This window comes from Alteromonas sp. 5NW40-0090, assembly GCF_057552975.1.
On the sequence record NZ_BAAJLT010000017.1, the window covers coordinates 71,961 to 89,258 of the forward strand.

Below are 17,298 nucleotides of genomic sequence, written 5' to 3' on the forward strand. Positions count from 1 at the left end.
GTCTTTTTAAGAATGTGAATTCTAAGAGTCTTAAGTGATTAACTTGAAAACTTAACCCGTCAAAATATAGCACATTAAAGCTAGCAAACTTACTATTGTTATGGGTAGAAATAAAAAAACGGGCGATACGCCCGTTTTTAGTTGTAAACCTTATTGTTCACCCGGTTATTTAGCTAACTTCATTAACAACGTGTTCAAGTTCTGAACAAACGTAGACGGGTCTTTCAAACTGCCCTGTTCTGACAGCGCAGCTTGGTCGAACAATACGCCTACCCACTGATTAAATAGCTCTTCATCTTGTGTGTCGGCAAGCAATTTAACTAAGCTATGCTCAGGATTAAGTTCAAAGTGATACTTCACGTCTGGTACCGTCTGGCCAGCCGCCTGCATCAACTTCATCATTTGCGTAGTCATGCCGTTATCATCAGCAACGATAACCGCAGGCGAGTCAGTTAGACGGTGCGTAAACTTAACGTCTACAACCTTGTCACCAAGTGCTGTTTTCGCTCGCTCCAGTACGCCTTCAACTTCTTTTTCAGCTTCTTCTTGGGCTTTCTTAGACTCTTCGTCTTCTAAGTCGCCTAAATCTAAGTTTCCTTTGGCGATAGAAACAAATTGCTTCTCATTAAACTCAGTTAAGTGAGACATTAGCCACTCGTCAATGCGCTCGCCCATTAGCAGTACTTCGATGCCCTTTTTGCGGAAAATTTCAAGGTGTGGGCTAGACTTCGCCGCTTGTAGACTATCTGCAGTCACGTAGTAAATCTTATCCTGACCTTCTTTCATTCGCTCAATATAATCAGCTAATGAAACCGTTTGTGCATCCGATTCACCGTGTGTTGACGCAAAGCGCAATAGACCAGCAATCTTCTCACGGTTGCTGAAGTCTTCCGCTGGACCCTCTTTTAGTACATTACCAAACTCGTTCCAGAACGACTGGTACTTGTCGCTGTCATTCTTCGCCATTTTCTCAAGCATTTGTAAAACGCGCTTAGTACAACCTTGACGAAGTGCTTGGGTAATCTTGTTGTCTTGAAGAATTTCACGAGACACGTTAAGCGGAAGGTCATTGCTATCTAGCAAACCTTTAACAAAACGTAGGTAAGTCGGCATAAACTGCTCTGCGTCATCCATGATGAAAACGCGTTGAACGTAGAGCTTGAGACCATGGTTTTGGTCACGATTCCACATGTCGAAAGGCGCTTTAGAAGGAATGTAAAGTAAGCTGGTATATTCAGTTTTACCTTCTACTTTGTTGTGCGCCCAAGCTAGCGGGTCTGCAAAGTCGTGAGAAATGTGCTTGTAAAACTCGTTGTATTCTTCATCACTAATATCAGACTTTTCACGAGTCCATAGCGCGGTGGCTTTGTTAACCACTTCCCACTCGCCAGGCTGAGCTTCGATTTTCTCGCCATCAGGACCTTCACTCTCAGGCACTTCATCTTTCCACATCTGTACAGGAATGCTAATGTGGTCTGAGTATTTGCTTACAATTGAACGTAGACGCCAAGTGTCGGCAAATTCTTTTTCGTCTTCACGAAGGTGGAGCGTAATTTCTGTACCGCGAGTAGGTTTGTTTATTTCGGCGATGGTAAATTCACCCTCGCCGTCTGAAACCCATTCAACACCAGTAGAGGCATCAGCGCCAGCCGCACGGGTGCGAACTGTCACTTTATCTGCAACAATAAACGCTGAGTAGAAACCCACACCGAACTGGCCAATAAGCTGCGAGTCTTTCGCGCTGTCGCCAGAGAGCTTGCTAAAGAAGTCTTTAGTACCAGATTTGGCGATGGTACCTAAGTTAGCAATGACTTCATCGCGAGTCATACCAATACCGTTATCGGTAATCGTGACCGTGTTCGCTTCTTTATCGACGCTAAGTTTGACGTTTAATTCACCATCGTTTTCATAAAGGCTGTCATTTTCTAATGCGCGAAAGCGCAGTTTGTCCGCAGCGTCTGCTGCGTTAGAGACAAGCTCGCGTAGAAAAATTTCTTTGTTTGAATACAAAGAGTGAATCATCAGTTGAAGAAGCTGTTTTACTTCTGTTTGAAAACCGTGGGTTTCTTTCTGGGCTGCTTCAGCCATAATCCAATATCTCCTCGTTGAATAGATCACGTTTGATGTTAATCAGGTAAGGTCACTCAGCGTACTTTTCAACGCTTAGGGCGAAAATTTATTTTCTGATAGTAAACTTTTTTAAGAAAAAGCAGCTAACGACGGTTTAACGAACGATTTGAATGAGATTAGCTTTGAAGTGGGGAGCCGATATTATGAGAAAAGAGCGCTTCATTTGCTATGCTAAAAACGCTCTGAATCTTAATTATAGCTTGCGGCGGCCTGAAAAAGCGTGAGTAAGGGTATTACCGTCAATGTATTCAAGTTCTCCCCCAACCGGTACCCCGTGAGCAATGCGAGAAGCGTCTACATTGTGACTTGTGCATAGCTGAGCAATGTAGTGCGCCGTGGCCTCACCTTCTACGGTTGGGTTGGTGGCTAGAATTACTTCATTTATTCCACCTGCCGCTAAGCGCGCCTCCAACTCTGTTAAACCAATTTCTTCAGGCCCGACACCATCGATAGGTGATAAATGCCCCATTAATACAAAATATTGGCCTTTGTAGCTAAGCGTTTGTTCTATTGCCAATACATCTTGAGGGCTTTCTACGATACACAACAACCCGCTAGCTTCTCTTTCTGGGTGGCGGCAAATATCGCATAGTTCATCTTCGGTAAAGGTTCTGCAGCGCTTACAATGATGAATGTGCTCCATGGCATTATGCAACACGTTGCTTAAATCGATAGCGCCTGTACGATTTCGCTCTAATAGATGAAATGCCATTCGCTGAGCGCTTTTGTTTCCTACACCAGGTAAACAGGTTAATGCCTGAATTAATTCTGAAAGTAACGGGCTAAACTTCATATTATTTACTGCTTAGGTTTTTGTTCGGTTTGCTTCGGGCTTTCGCGGTATTTAATCACGTTCCGCTTCACTTGGTCGAGTTTAACTTCGTATACATTGCCGCCAAACAATCCTTTGTACTCTTCGTCAGTAAACACCAACGTATTATCATCATAAAACGTTACGGCTTCTTTTTGTGTTACTACGCCAAGATCGATACGAGAAACGTCACCGCTAAAAAAGTTGTCGCCTTCAAAGTTTTCAAAAAGCCATAAGCTCGTTGAATCAAGCAGCACTAGTTTTGTTCTATCAGGACTGATTGCAGCAGACGTGATCCAACATAACTTTTCAAGAGTGGTGCAGGTTTTAAATTCGCCTATTAACTGTGCATCAAAATTCGCAGCATGGTCGCCCACTTTGTATAGCTTTGTAATACCATCAAATGGCTTAGTTCTATTTTTGGTGAATAAGTATAAATGACGTTTGTATTCTACAAAGGCTTCTAAATCGTAATTTTTGTCTTTGGGCTTCACTCTGCCTTTACCCATTTCAGGATAGGTGAACTTTATAATCTCTGCTTTAGTTGTATCGCCCTCTATATCAATGGGGTTTTCGATTTTATAGATAGTGAGCCAGCGGCGTTTATTGTCGTTGTTGCCAAAGTCTCCTAGAAAAAAATGACCAAAACTATTTTGCGTCATGTCTTCCCAATCAACGTTTTTTGCGTTTGAAACCGTAATCTCTCTTTCGATGCTGCCATCTTTGTTCAACATGTATAGGATCGGACCGTCACCACTATCGTTGATAGCCCACAGTCTTTTGTATTTGTCGAACTCTATTCCAGAAATTTCTTTGAGTTTTGGGTCTACCGTGACCGTTTTCATTTTAAACAGTTCGTGAACACTCATAAAAAACAACACGGCTGCAATGGGAAGCAAAAGAACCGTGGTGATAACTAAGCCTTTCCTTAGCACTACAAAACCTCTATTCAGGGTTATTGGTTAGATATTTTCCTGCGCTTTTATTAAGAATAATTCTCAGAGCACTGGGATATAAAAAACGAATAATTTAACGAATCAGCTCAGAAAAAAGACCAATCCAAAGTGAAGGGATATTTTAATGTTATAGATAAGGTTCTGTCGATGGAAAAATAAAGCTTGGAACTCTGCTCGTTTGAAAAGATTTAAAGAAAGCAGAATGTTACATCTGAAACAGATTCATCTCAGCTTTACCGGTCGCCTTCGTTACTTCTCTTCGGCAAGATCTGTAACATCAATAAGTGTCGACGCTTGTTCTGCTTGCAGATACTCCATTAAGTCGACTAAGCTCAATGGCTTAGTGAAGTAATACCCTTGCATAGCTTTAGCACCAATTTTTTTGGCAAATAATACCTGTTCAACAGTTTCCAATCCTTCGAGCGTACATGGCATGCCCAGTTTGACGCACATCGAAACCACATTTTCGATAATTAACGCCCTGCGTTTTTCTTGTTTACTTTTTAGCGGAAAAGCGGGTAACAGAGAACGGTCAATTTTTATCGCATCATACGTTTCATCAGCCAATTCTGATATGCATGAAAAGCCAGTTCCAAAATCATCAATGGAAATGATGACGCCAAGCGCTTTAATTTTAATAAGCACCTCTCTTGCCTTTGAACTTTGAAGCGTAGATTCTGTTATTTCGACAACTATTCGTTTGGGGTCAATATTGTGGAAATCCAAGCGCTCAGCGAACAGCCCTACAACCCCATCATTTTGTAGTTGTACTGCAGACATATTCAAGTTGAATTTTATGTTAAAAAACCCCCATGTTTCGCATGCTTTCAATGCAAAACAAACCTCGTCTAACATTAACAATCCGATATCGTGAATGTGTTTTGTACGCTCCGCTATAGGAATAAACTTGTCAGGGCTGATAGGGCCATGACTTGGAATGTGCCAGCGAGCTAGGGCCTCTACGGCTAAAATTTCACCTTTTTCACCAACTATAGGTTGAAAGAAAGCTGCGATTTGTTTGCCTTGAATTGCGCTTTTAAGACCTTGTTGAATGAAAAGCCTATATTCAATGTTTTTTGAAAGACTTTCATCAAAGGTGACAACACTATTTTTACCGTTCTGTTTTGCAGAAAACATCGCAATGTCAGCATTTTTCAGTAAGTCAGTCGACGACATACTTTCGTTAGATGATGCAACGCCAATACTTGCAGTAATATGAAAGTCACCTGAAGTGGTTTTAAATATTTTTTTTAACGAATGGGATAAGCGCGATGTCATTTTGCTTAAAAGCTTGTGACAGACAGTACTCGTCACAATAACAAATTCGTCGCCTCCAAATCGAACGACGCTGTCATTATCACGCAAGGTTGCTTTGAAACGGCTTGCACAAGCTCTAAGTATCTCATCGCCTACTTCATGTCCGTGAGTATCATTGATAAGCTTAAACTCATCGATATCTACAAATATAATTGAGCATGGTTCGCAAGATTCACTAAAAGTCTCAACAATATTGTTGAGTAGGTTTCGATTTCCCGCGCCTGTGAGCGCGTCTGTAAATGCTAAGTACTTGAGTTGACTTTCTGATGACTTAAGTTCAGAAACATCGGTGAGAATAGCAACAAAATTAGTTTCACCATCGTCAACATCAAACGACGTTACCGACATGGTCAAATGAAACCTGCGCTCTTCGCTCACGATAGTAAGCTCAGTTCTAAAGCCATCAATAAGATAATCTGGACGCGGATCGTGTTTTCGCTCTCTAGGAAATACATTGTTAATATGGGTGGATATTAGCTTTTCGGCATTGGTGCCCAGCATATTACATAAAGATTTATTGGCTTTTATTATGAATCCATCCGCATCACATACTAAGACGCCTTCTTTAATTTCGCTTACAATCTTATCTGCAACACTTAGGTTCGCCTGCGTACTTTGCAAAATCGATATATCTTGTATGGCGCCAATTTGAACATAATCGTCACTCCACCCTACATCGGAAAGGACAACTTGAAACCATTTAGTCGGCAGCCCATTAATTTTTAGCTGTAAGGTTGTAAGATAATTCGACTTTAAGTGTATCGCCTCTTTTAACTCGGCTTCTTTCTTTTCAGGAAACAAAGAAAGAAACTCGGATATTGGCATCTTGCGAGGAAAGTCAAACAGGTTCTCCACGCTTTCAATGACCACAGATTGCGTAGAGGCATCAACTTCCAACACCCCCAACCTAGCAATTTTTGAGGCCATAGCGAAACGCCTGTTAGAAGCAGCGAGCGCTTTTTCTATTTTTTTTCTTTCCAGCGCAACTTGAATAGTTGTGGTTAGCGAAAGCACACCATAGGGTTTTACGAGATACCCATAAGGGGAAATCTCGAGAGCGTTAGAAATCGTCGTGTCATCGCAGTAGGAAGTACTAAACACCACCGGCACTCGAAACCTTTCCGTGACATTTTTAGCAATATCGATACCAGAATCGACTCCCCCCAAGCCAATGTCCATCAAAACAAGATCGGGAACCCGTTTTTTAACGAATGAGTAGATCTCGTTTTCTGTTTTTGCTATGCCTAACACCTGCATACCGGCTTCAGTAAGCGCATTTTTTACATTCATCGCTTCAACTAAATTGTCTTCCACAACAAGTATCACAGGGCTAGTATTGTCAGTCACTGATTTACACCTTAAAACCGAAAGCTTCGATAGAACGCTTTAGCAATATTGTGTCGACGGGCTTGGTTAGTATGTCCACACCAGTTAACTCATCAGGCAACTCTATTGCTGCTCCGTAACCCGTAATAAAAAGAAAGGGTATTGAGAGTTTTTGTATTTCAATGCCCAACTGAAAGGTATTTTCATTTCCTAAATGAACATCTAAAAACATCATCGAGGGTTTAACTTTGGCCAATGCCGCTCTTGCTGAACTGATATCACCAAAAATGTCAATCTTATCAATTCCCAACTGTTTAAGATGCTTCTTAAGATCAAGCGAGATGAGTAGATTGTCTTCAACGATAAAGGCGTTTGTGAGAACTTTTTCAGCTTTGCTTGAAGGCGCTATTTGAGGCAGCCCACCATTCGCCTCCTCCCGTTTCTCTGAGCCTCGTTTACCTAACTCTATAAACTTACTAGGAATTAGGAACTCTGCGTTGAGCCCAGTAATTTTGGTGCTAAGTGATGCCTGTCCCTTAAGTTCATGGGGAATAACGGATTTTATGACCGTCATTCCAAACCCTTCCTCGCCTAAGCCATGTAAGGGTGGCCCGCCAAGCTCCTCCCATTTAATGGTGCATCCCGTTTCGTCTAGTTCCCAAGTTATCGCTACTTTTCCATCGTTACTGGTCGCGCTTAACGCACCGTACTTCGCTGCATTGGTAATCATCTCGTGGAAAACAAGCACTATAGGCGTTACTGCATAAGGTAAAATGCGTATATCAGGGCCTTCTATCTTAAAAGATGATTCCTTGATCATGTAGGCTTTAAGCTCATTATTAAGTAGCTCTTTAAACCTTACGCTATTGTATGAGGCATGAGTGAGCTGGTCATGGCCCAGAGCAAGTGCGGATATTCTTGACGATAACGAAACCACAAATTCATCAATATCTTTCTTGTTATGTGATGTCTGCCCGATAATCGCACTGACTAAATTCAAGATATTGCGAACACGGTGGTTTAGCTCACCAATAAGTAACTCGAGTCTTTTTTTCGCTTCACGTTGCAGTTGCTCTTTCTCGTGCAGATGGCGAATGGTCAATTCCATTATCCCAAGTCTGATCGATTTAGCGCGTTCAATATCCAGCGTAGTCCACGGAGTTGCAGTCGATTCGTTGGTTTCTATCCATTTATCAAAGCTTGCCCGTGGAGTAAGTATCTCTTTACCTTCTTTCAACTCAACGCGCTTTTCAGGATTACCCGCCCAGTACACTTCCTTAACCACTGAATCTCTGAAAAGAAAAATATAGTCCATTGGCTGACTAGAAATCTTTAACGCCAAAACGCCAGCCACATTTTCATCAACCAAGTCATCGTCAATCGCAGCTAGATTGTCAAATTGATGGATTTCTTCATCAGGTAATTCAGCGAGTATCTTTATAAGCCGTTTAATTTTTCGTGAGCTAAACGCAGAGCCCGCCTTTGAATATTCACTACTAAAAATACAACCTATTCCATCTATCTCAATTAGGCTTTTCAATAATGGAAGCTGTTCTACTATTGCATTATTTAATGAACTACCCAGTGATAAATTACTAAGTACACGCGCAAATGTTGAGTTCGCTTTTTCGCTTACCCTTATACGCTCGTTCACTAGCCGTTTTGACAATTCTAGTGAGAACATCTCTGAAAAAAGTTCTAGCTGTGAAACTAACCGACTCGGAATGATTTTTTTGGTGTTATGGTGGCATGCGATCAACCCCCACAACTCACCATCAACAATGAGTGATATCGACATAGAAGCGCCGACTTTCATATTTTTAAGATATTGAATATGTACTTCAGACACAGCCCTTAGGCGTGAGAGTGAAAGATCTATGGGGGATGTACCCTCACTATCTTTTCCAATAATGCGGTGTGTTTCACCGTTAACGTCAGTGATGGTTCTAATGAGGCTCTTCTTATAGAGCCGCCTTGCTTGTCGCGGGATATCAGACGCTGGGTAACGCAACCCCAAAAATGGAGCCATGTCGCTAGTTGTTGACTCTGCAACCACCTCACCTGAACCGTCTGCTAGAAACTGATAGAGCATTACTCTGTCGTGTCCAGTCGCCGTTCTCACGCTTTCAACTAAACCTTGATAAAGATCTTCAAGTTCAGGAAACATCGATATCTGAGTCATTAATGCTGTGATAACCCCTTCGTACTTACCTGAACTCTCTAATTTTTCAAATTCAAGAATAAGGTGTTCGGCACTTTGATGAATGCACAGGTCGAATGTGTCTTTACAATGGGGTATTGATACAGAATGCAGGTAAGCTGCTTTGCCAAGGATCATTGCCTGGCTTTGCGCGCCACGTATAGCGTGCACCAGTTTCCGATCAAGTAAATCCCACAATGTATAACCGAGAAGTTTGTCGCCAGATACATTAGCAAAGCTATCTAGATTTTCGGAAAAATGGGTAACGATACCCGCTTTATCGACGATGATCATGAATCCATGGCTTTGTATCCGACCTAGAAGATGAATCGGTTCTTTATCGCATTGATTGACTAATGATGAAAGTTCGCTAGTTTGGTCGTGCATTATTCCTGTTCCAATCACTTTCTTTAATTGAGTCCGGTAAAACCTGACCCTAGTAAGTTAGAGAAAGGACGTGAAATGTAAAATTAAAAGAACTACAGATAAAATATAGACTACAGATAGCTTTACCTAAACCTTTTTATGCGTAATTATTTATATTAGCGCAAACTTTCACCAACGCTTGTGATATGTTGCTAATCCACAGCTGCTAATAAAGGGCTGATTGAGAAGTTAGTGGTGGAAGGTGTACTGTATGAATGGCAGAGAATTCTTCCTTTGCCAACTTTCAATGAAGTGATAGATACAAAAAAGCTCTGATGTGAAATCAGAGCTTTATTAGCACTTTAGCCCTCTATATTGCTCAGCTTGTTTAACTGGTTTAACAAGCTTTAGAGTAGACGGCTTAGAGTAATGTAGTTTGCCTAAAACGGCATTTTGAAGCCAGGAGGTAGTGGCATTCCGCCAGTTACATCACCCATCTTCTCTTTACTAGTTTCTTGAACTCGACGTACCGCGTCGTTAAATGCTGCAGCAACCAAATCTTCAACCATATCTTTGTCGTCGTCCATCAATGACTCATCAATGTCTACACGACGTACGTTGTGGTTGCACGTCATGGTTACTTTAACCATGCCTGCACCCGCTTCACCTGTTACTTCAATTTTGGCTAGGTCGTCTTGTGCTTTTTGCATGCGCTCTTGCATTTGCTGCGCCTGCTTCATGATATTGCCCATTCCACCTTTAAACATAATTTTTGTCTCGCTTCGTTTTGGTGTTAATAATTTTGCTATCGCGCTTTAACCGAATCGGTTAGCACTGACGCATCGAAAGTCGATAGCAATGCTTGAATTGTATCGTCGGTTTTAATCACCGAGTGTGCATGCGCATGGCGCATGGCATGAATCTCTTGTTGTAACGCAAAAGGTGTAGATGCTGGTTCACCTAACGTGATATTTACTTCAACGTTTTCACCCAACCCATGATGGATTGCATCAACCAATTGCTTTTTCGCACTATCATTTAATAAATGCGTCTGACTATGGTCAATTTCAAGGGACACTTGATTGCCCGTACGAGAAAAAGATGCGTGCAGCACCAATTGTTTGAGTAGACCAGCAACTGGCATTTGCTCAACTAGATTGCTCCATTCGTCAATTTGGCTAGCGTGAGTTAATTTGCTTCCGTCATTTAAGTACGCTTTTAACTGCCCGTCATAGGTACTGCTCAGCGGCGTATCAAAATTTAGAGCATCCCGCGCAAAAGACCGATCTCCCGCACTTTCCATCTGATCTGGAGCACTGTCGTAATTGGAGCTACTATCTGAGGGCGCTTCAACATAATCAGCACCTTCAACGTGTTGAGGTGGTTGATTATCGTAATCAGTAGCCCAAGGTGGCATATCCTCAACCGGTGTTTCCGAGTTTGATTGCGCCTCAGATTCGTCATTTGAAAAAGGCATATCCTCTTCAAATTCATCAAGCGAGAAGTCGCTCGTGTGGTTTGAGCTAGAATGATTCTTTTCTGACTCGCAAGTTTGCATAGTGTCAGAAGAATGCGCGAGAGTTTTACCTAAGGACGAGCCTGAATTTGTACTTTCCAGTTGAGGAGTGTCACCGCGCGCAACACTATTATCTTTATGTTCTGAGCCGCTATCTATACGCTCCGGGCTGTTCTCTCTAAGCTCTGGGCTGCTCTCTTTAAGCTCTAGGCTATTATTTAGAGGCTCAGGGCTATGGTCTTGCAGCTCACGGTTGTCTTCATGCCCAACGGGGTTTAAATCCCCCCTCTTGATTTCGTTATCAGCACTAGGCTGCCCTGCACTATTATCGCTACCCTTGTTAACTCCATGTGCAGTTTGTGCAGTACTCAAAGCCTCAGCTTTACTTCTGGTAAAGCGCGCTTGAATATCACTTGCACTTTCGGTCTTAGCATTTGCGGCGCTGGTACTTTTTGCCTCTGCGTCTTGTGCTTTTCTTTGCTTCAACTTTTGACGAAGTGCCAACATATCAGCCGTAGAAGTCAGCTGCTCTTCGGCGGTTAATGAGGACGCTTCGTTCTCGTGCGCCAACGATTCGCTGTTTTTGTCAGAGCCTTTAGCGTTATGAGAGCCTTCAGCGTCATGAAAGCCTTCAGCGTCATGAGAGCCTTCAGCGTCATAAGAGCCTTCAGCGTCATAAGAGCCCTCAGCGTCATAAGAGCCATCAGCGCTTTGAAAACCTTCAAAACCTAAGGAGCCATCACCTTCTGACGGAGGTGGCATATCGTCCATGTACGCATCTAACGGAGGTCCATCGAAATGTTGCACGGCTTCGTTATGGGGCGCACTGACTTCACTTGGCGTTGGTTCAAGCTCTGTAGCAACGCTTTCTGTTTGTACCGCTTGTACCGCGGTGTTTTCTACGGGTAGTTCTTCAATAGACGAAGTTGGAGCTGGCTTTACGGACTCATCATCATGTGAAGCATCACGCTCAAGTGCTGTTGTTTGAGTCGACGTTGCACCTGACTCTGCATGAGGTAGCGCCGACAGAGTATCACTTCCACTCAACTCGCTTTCATCAGCGGCCGCATTTTCCTGCTCTTGCTGTGATTCGAATGGAGACGTCGATTGTTCTTGCTGCTCTTTTTCAATTATTGATGTAGCAAGTGTATCAGGGGTAGATGGCGCACTTTCTGACGACTGAGCAGAGGTAGATTCAACCGATAGATGTGAAGGCGTTTCCTCCTGCACACTGGTTGCAGAAGTTTCGCTTAACGGCGCTTCCTCCTGCTTACCGACGTTTCCCGGACCACCACTGGAAGAAGCATGATCTACAGGTAAACTATGCTCACTCCTCCCGTTTTCAATCTCACTTGCGGTGTCGTCGATGGGGGTGTTTGGAGCAAACGACATCATTCGCATCAATGTCATTTCGAACGCACTTTTTCCATCAGCAGCAAACGGTAGGTCTTTTCTTCCTTGCAGCGCGATTTGATAAAGCAACTGCACTTGCTCTGCTGGAATAGTTTTCGCTAATTGAAATATCGCTTTAGCCGATGTGGTTTCTAGCTTACATGCTTCAGGCACCCATTGCGTTAACGCTATTTGGTGTAGCAGGCTAGCCAATTCGCTGTGTACGTTGTCATAATCGGGGGCTTGCTCTGCGATGTCATTAACTAATTGCAATACATCAGCAGGACTTTTACTTACCACCGCATGAACCACTTTAAGCAACTGGTTCTTGTCCATCAGCCCCAGCATATCGGTTACCACCGATGCCAGCACTTGATTTCCACCCTGTGCAATCGCTTGGTCAGTTAAACTCAGCGCATCACGCATACTGCCTTGGGCGGCTCTTGCCAAAAGCGCTAGCGCTTGTGGCTCGAAAGGTAGCTGTTCATGCTCTAAAATGTGCTGCAGCTGTCCAACAATCTGCTCCCGAGACATGGCTTTCAAGTTAAACTGCAAGCAACGGGATAAAATGGTTATCGGAAGCTTTTGAGGATCGGTGGTCGCCAGTAAAAACTTAACGTGTGGAGGTGGTTCTTCCAGCGTTTTTAACAGCGCGTTAAAGCTGTGTTTTGAAAGCATGTGTACCTCATCGATAAGGTACACTTTGTAACGCCCGCGAGTGGGTTTGTATTGCACGTTATCAAGAAGCTCGCGAGTATCCTCAACTTTTGTTCTTGATGCGGCGTCAATCTCTAACAAATCAACGTAGTTGCCCTGCTCTATTTCTTTACAGGTGTTACATTGACCGCAAGGGTTTGCCCCTTGTCCTTCTTCGCAGTTAAGGCTTTTCGAAAAAATACGTGCAATTGTGGTTTTACCTACGCCTCGCGTACCTGTAAACAGATAAGCGTGGTGTAGACGATCGTTATCCAAAGCATTTGAAATGGCAGAGACAACATGTTCCTGACCCACAAGTTCGCTGAACTTGCCTGGTCGCCACTTCCTTGCTAGTACCTGATAACTCATTATTACGTATTTCGCCTTTTGCTAATTATGCTTTATAGCGATTATTCGCCTTCAAACTCACAAATAGAGTAGCTTTCTATATCAAGCGCACTCAATTTCTTTTCGCCACCTAGGTCTGGTAAATTAATCACAAAACCTGCGTGATTTATTTCACCGCCCAATGAACGAATTAGTTTTGCAGAAGCGGCTATCGTTCCACCTGTTGCAAGTAAATCGTCAATAAGAAGCACTTTATCGCCGGGCTCAATGGCATCTTTATGGATTTCCAATGTATCCATGCCATATTCAAGCTCGTAGCTTTCACTAACTACTTCACGAGGAAGTTTGTTGGGTTTTCTCACTGGAACAAAACCAATACCCATTTCGATGGCCAATGGCGCACCAAAAAGAAACCCGCGCGCTTCAGTACCTGCTATCTTGGTAAATCCCATACCTTGATACTTTTCTACAAGTAACGAGATACAGCTACTAAATGCTTTGTGATCTTCTAAAACGCTGGTCACATCTCTAAATAAAATACCTGGCTTTGGATAGTCAGGTACGGTTTTCACTACTGATTTAATATATTCTGCAGTCACAATTATGCCTTGAATGTCTGCGTTATAACCAGAAGGTGAACCAGCCGGCGATGATATGCATCAACGGGAACGCGATTAGAGTTACTAGCGATGCTAGAAAGTACCACTTGTTATAGACTTCTTTGAAATCTGAATTGTCAGCCATTTGCACTACCTAAACAATTTTGTGAACAAAAAAATGGTGCTAAATGTTAATCGAAAGCAAGCCCGATTGACAGCGCTAATATGACCGATCGCTCACTTTCAGACCAGATCCTGGCGAAAGTTTAATATAAAGCAGGTAAATAGTAATGGTTACTTAGGATACTGGAAGCAGTATTCCTTTTTGTAGCATGTCAGTAAGGGTCTGGTTCATACCATTTATAAGCACGTTTGAAGGAATTTGGGGAATTTGTTGGCACAACGACTCAGCTAATTGTTCTATTCCCATCCCCAGTTCAACTTGTTCCAGCGTGTTGACTAAAATAGCCGTCACCGGATTAACATGAGCAAATTGAACGTCAAACTCACGATCTCTGTAAACAACGTAGAACTGCTGTTCTTGGGCAGGTTGCTCTGGGATATAATCCTCACCAATTAAATGGACTTCAAACTGGTATGCCGCCAACGATGCATACGGTGACACCCTGATTGCGGTAACGTTATCTCCTTGTTGATAGAACTCAACATTGTCTTCATTTTTTCTGATACTAACGTCAAGCTCAAGCCACTCATAGTGAGCAAGCTCTGCAGCAAAGTCGGGCAGAGTAATATCGAAAGTTGGCTCTGTTGAAAGGTACTCAACGAACTCTTTACTTATCTCTGCAAAATAGGGGGAACGACACTCGTGCTCAATAAAGAACTGACGCACCATACTCTCCCACCCTTTTTCGCCATGCTGCTTAACCACAATAGATTTTAAAACTGGAAAACCGGTACTGACAAAGTTATCAATGTTGTTAAAAAACAGGGACTGATAGATTTTCATCCGACGAATGCGGTCAGCGTCGGTATCACCAAATGTCTGTGGGTCTTTGATCGCATCAACGAACGTTTTTTGAGTGGTTTGAAATGACTGAGTCACGCGACACTTCCTTTAACGTTTGACACTCGAACAGCTTCGCATTTCGCTTGAATTTGCTTAATTTTCTTCACTTCTGCCAGTAATTCGCTTAACGGCGGAATATTAAAATCACGCTCTAGTAATGTCGGAAATACACCGTGAGTGAGGTAAGCGTGCTCCAACAAATCCCAAACGGGCTCAATGACATCTGCCCCGTGGGTATCGACCTTTAAATCCTCAGCTTCATCATAGTGACCAGCAATATGTCCATAGACAATTTTGTCTGAGGGCAATCCGTTTATAAAGGCTTTCGCATCGTATTTATGGTTGATACTGTTTACGTAAACATTGTTTACGTCGAGAAGCATTTTGCAACCCGATTCTTTTAGTATGCTCTTGGTAAATTCAAGCTCATCCATCTCTTGACCTGGTGCAATGTAATAAGAGACATTTTCTAATACTAGAGGGCGTTCGATAATATCTTGAACTTGAACAATTCGAGATACTACGTGCTTAATTGCGTCTTCAGTAAAAGGAATTGGCATCAGATCGTACATATGACCGTTGCCAGAACAAAAGCTTAAGTGCTCGCTATACAATGCAATATTGTTTGCATCTAAAAATCGCTTAACGGTTTTTACAAACTCGACATCTAGTTTATCGCTACTTCCGATAGACAAAGATAAACCATGCGTTGTAAAGGGAGCTTGCGAAGATGCTTGCTGAAATTGTTCTTGGTACTTCCCACCAAGTGGGATCCAATTTTCAGGGGCTACTTCCCAAAAATCGACCTCAGATGGCAATGTAGGTGAAAGCTCTATAAGCATTTCCCGACGAAATCCGAGACCTGCGCCACAGATGTTTTTCATATCTTCCCCTTTACGGCATGGGATTGAACAATAGCAACGTTCGTTTTTAGACAAAAATGGCCATCATTCGACAGCCATTTGTTGCTAACCTTAACACGTGTAGCCTTACATCATTTTATCTCACACTACACAATGTTAATTGAATAACGATTACATGCTACCGCATTTGCCTTCGCCGCACTTACCTTCTTTAGCAGCTTTCTTGTCGCCGCCACACTTACCTTCACCGCACTTGCCTTCTTTAGCAGCTTTCTTGTCGCCGCCGCACTTACCTTCACCGCACTTGCCTTCTTTGTCAGCTTTCTTGTCGTCGCCACACTTACCTTCACCGCACTTGCCTTCTTTGTCAGCTTTCTTGTCGCCGCCGCACTTGCCTTCTTTCTCTGCTTTGTCGCCGCCACATTTACCTTCACCGCACTTGCCTTCTGCAGCGAATTGGCTGTAACCAGACTCTAGTGCTTGCATGCCAAATGGATTTACATCTGCTACTGCAACCGTTGACGCCAAAGAGCCAATTACAACTGCACCCAACGCTGTCGCTACTGATGATTTTTTGATTTGTTTCATTGTTCTACCCTCAATAATGTTAGTCATGTTTGACGTACAGTAAGCACGTGTACTTAAGAAGACCTTCCTACCCGCAATGAAATTTCATAAAAAATTAACTTTTTTTCAAGTAAACTCTATATCAATGATTTTGTTTGAATTTATTAAGGTTCACAAAAGCGCTCACTAGTAGTTCGCCATTTATAAAGTAACTTCCCTCTTACTTATTCATAGTTTGAATTTGTTCGATCACCGTACTACTTTCTGAAAGCTTAAATAGACCTGTTAGTTTTTCCAATAATTCATCTTTCCTTTTACTCTTGTCAGATACAGCAAAGAAAGTTGGAATATCACGACGTATTGATACTGTTAAACCACTGATATTATCGGTTACACGGTCTATGTGATAGAGGTATGGTGCTTCGTAAGTTACCAGGTGCGTTGTGCGACCGAATTGAAACAGTTGAATAGCATCAGTGCTATTAGGCATATCAAAGAATATAAAGTTGGCATCTGCTAGTTCCTGTCTTAAGCCAACATAATCATAACCTCTTATTGCAGCAACAGTCTTGTTGCTCTCTAGGCTTGTATTTGTTAATAAGACTAGCGATAGATAGCTAAACGGCTTTTCAACAAAAGTGACATGGTTTTCTAACGCTTTGGTGCTCTTAACATTGAGAGTTATGTCTACTTTGCCTTGTCGAATTCGCTTAAAAAGGCGAGCTGGAGGCGGGCACTCTACGACCACTTTATACCCTACTAACTCGAGTATTGTCCTTGAAATCGTTACAGCCTCACCGTGACAACCAAACCCTTCATTATCTTTGATAACCAAGGGAGGAAACTCAACTACCCCAAGTATGATGGTATTATCTTTAACTAACGGCTTGCTTACTTCCTGTCCATTTACAACACTAGCCAGAAACAATAAGGCAATAGCAAAACTAATTTTTAAGTACATTAAAAAACACTATCTAAAAGTTGAAGCCTTTTCTATCGTGAAACTCTTTATATAAAAACTAGTAATTAAAAGATAGATGAGCAAGAAACCAATACACGCAAGCAGGTATCAAATACTTTACGGTACAGTTTCGAACTCTTGAAAGAAGCGCTATAGAAGCAAGCCCTACAAATAATGGGGTCAGAGTCGTGACTCTGACCCCAACTTTTTCTTTCTGCAGAAA

Annotated in this window: 13 protein-coding genes; all 13 read right to left on the reverse strand. The window is 42.5% G+C overall.

All coding sequences use genetic code 11. The annotated features are described in order from the left end of the window. Positions 1–165 precede the first annotated feature (165 nt). The 13 genes from htpG to AC27KT_RS19115 all read right to left on the reverse strand — a co-directional run bounded on the left by htpG (position 166) and on the right by AC27KT_RS19115 (position 17,075). Entirely contained in the window at positions 166–2,088 is a 1,923-nt protein-coding gene (gene htpG / locus AC27KT_RS19055) for a molecular chaperone HtpG (protein WP_487132577.1), read from the reverse strand. Positions 2,089–2,323: 235 nt separating this feature from the next. Beyond that, positions 2,324–2,923 (reverse strand): recombination mediator RecR, encoded by a 600-nt coding sequence (recR, locus tag AC27KT_RS19060; protein WP_039222833.1) that lies wholly within the window; start codon positions 2,921–2,923, stop codon positions 2,324–2,326. A 5-nt stretch (positions 2,924–2,928) separates the two neighbouring features. Next, entirely contained in the window at positions 2,929–3,876 is a 948-nt protein-coding gene (locus AC27KT_RS19065) for a hypothetical protein (RefSeq protein ID WP_487132579.1), read from the reverse strand. Between the two features lie 270 nt (positions 3,877–4,146). Continuing rightward, complete coding sequence (locus AC27KT_RS19070; RefSeq protein WP_487132581.1) at positions 4,147–6,561, reverse strand: EAL domain-containing protein; 2,415 nt, start codon at positions 6,559–6,561, stop codon at positions 4,147–4,149. A 4-nt stretch (positions 6,562–6,565) separates the two neighbouring features. Continuing rightward, entirely contained in the window at positions 6,566–9,127 is a 2,562-nt protein-coding gene (locus tag AC27KT_RS19075; protein WP_487132583.1) for an HWE histidine kinase domain-containing protein, read from the reverse strand. A gap of 419 nt (positions 9,128–9,546) precedes the next feature. Continuing rightward, positions 9,547–9,873, reverse strand: a complete 327-nt coding sequence (locus tag AC27KT_RS19080; protein WP_014950049.1) for a YbaB/EbfC family nucleoid-associated protein — start codon at positions 9,871–9,873, stop codon at positions 9,547–9,549. A 38-nt stretch (positions 9,874–9,911) separates the two neighbouring features. After that, the gene (dnaX, locus tag AC27KT_RS19085; RefSeq protein ID WP_487132586.1) at positions 9,912–13,079 is read right to left on the reverse strand and encodes a DNA polymerase III subunit gamma/tau; all 3,168 of its coding nucleotides are present in this window, start codon (positions 13,077–13,079) and stop codon (positions 9,912–9,914) included. A gap of 41 nt (positions 13,080–13,120) precedes the next feature. Beyond that, positions 13,121–13,657, reverse strand: coding sequence for an adenine phosphoribosyltransferase (gene apt, locus AC27KT_RS19090; RefSeq protein ID WP_202942946.1), 537 nt, complete (start codon positions 13,655–13,657; stop codon positions 13,121–13,123). Between the two features lie 22 nt (positions 13,658–13,679). After that, positions 13,680–13,802: a hypothetical protein gene (locus AC27KT_RS19095; protein WP_256253717.1), complete on the reverse strand. Its 123-nt coding sequence runs from the start codon at positions 13,800–13,802 to the stop codon at positions 13,680–13,682. Positions 13,803–13,955: 153 nt separating this feature from the next. After that, positions 13,956–14,720, reverse strand: a complete 765-nt coding sequence (locus tag AC27KT_RS19100) for an HvfC family RiPP maturation protein (protein WP_487132589.1) — start codon at positions 14,718–14,720, stop codon at positions 13,956–13,958. Continuing rightward, the gene (locus AC27KT_RS19105) at positions 14,717–15,568 is read right to left on the reverse strand and encodes an HvfB family MNIO-type RiPP peptide maturase (protein WP_487132591.1); all 852 of its coding nucleotides are present in this window, start codon (positions 15,566–15,568) and stop codon (positions 14,717–14,719) included. The genes AC27KT_RS19100 and AC27KT_RS19105 overlap by 4 nt, the downstream gene beginning before the upstream one ends. A gap of 150 nt (positions 15,569–15,718) precedes the next feature. Beyond that, positions 15,719–16,135: an HvfA family oxazolone/thioamide-modified RiPP metallophore gene (locus tag AC27KT_RS19110; RefSeq protein ID WP_487132593.1), complete on the reverse strand. Its 417-nt coding sequence runs from the start codon at positions 16,133–16,135 to the stop codon at positions 15,719–15,721. 199 nt (positions 16,136–16,334) lie between these two features. After that, positions 16,335–17,075, reverse strand: coding sequence for a substrate-binding periplasmic protein (locus tag AC27KT_RS19115; protein WP_487132595.1), 741 nt, complete (start codon positions 17,073–17,075; stop codon positions 16,335–16,337). Between the last annotated feature and the right edge of the window lie 223 nt (positions 17,076–17,298).

Bases quoted from the DNA above. Each gene is read 5' to 3' on its own strand.
- AC27KT_RS19080 (WP_014950049.1), bottom strand. From the start codon at position 9,873: ATGTTTAAAGGTGGAATGGGCAATATCATGAAGCAGGCGCAGCAAATG.
- AC27KT_RS19095 (WP_256253717.1), bottom strand. From the start codon at position 13,802: ATGGCTGACAATTCAGATTTCAAAGAAGTCTATAACAAGTGGTACTTT.
- AC27KT_RS19075 (WP_487132583.1), bottom strand. From the start codon at position 9,127: ATGCACGACCAAACTAGCGAACTTTCATCATTAGTCAATCAATGCGAT.
- AC27KT_RS19105 (WP_487132591.1), bottom strand. From the start codon at position 15,568: ATGAAAAACATCTGTGGCGCAGGTCTCGGATTTCGTCGGGAAATGCTT.
- recR (WP_039222833.1), bottom strand. From the start codon at position 2,923: ATGAAGTTTAGCCCGTTACTTTCAGAATTAATTCAGGCATTAACCTGT.
- dnaX (WP_487132586.1), bottom strand. From the start codon at position 13,079: ATGAGTTATCAGGTACTAGCAAGGAAGTGGCGACCAGGCAAGTTCAGC.
- htpG (WP_487132577.1), bottom strand. From the start codon at position 2,088: ATGGCTGAAGCAGCCCAGAAAGAAACCCACGGTTTTCAAACAGAAGTA.
- AC27KT_RS19115 (WP_487132595.1), bottom strand. From the start codon at position 17,075: ATGTACTTAAAAATTAGTTTTGCTATTGCCTTATTGTTTCTGGCTAGT.
- AC27KT_RS19110 (WP_487132593.1), bottom strand. From the start codon at position 16,135: ATGAAACAAATCAAAAAATCATCAGTAGCGACAGCGTTGGGTGCAGTT.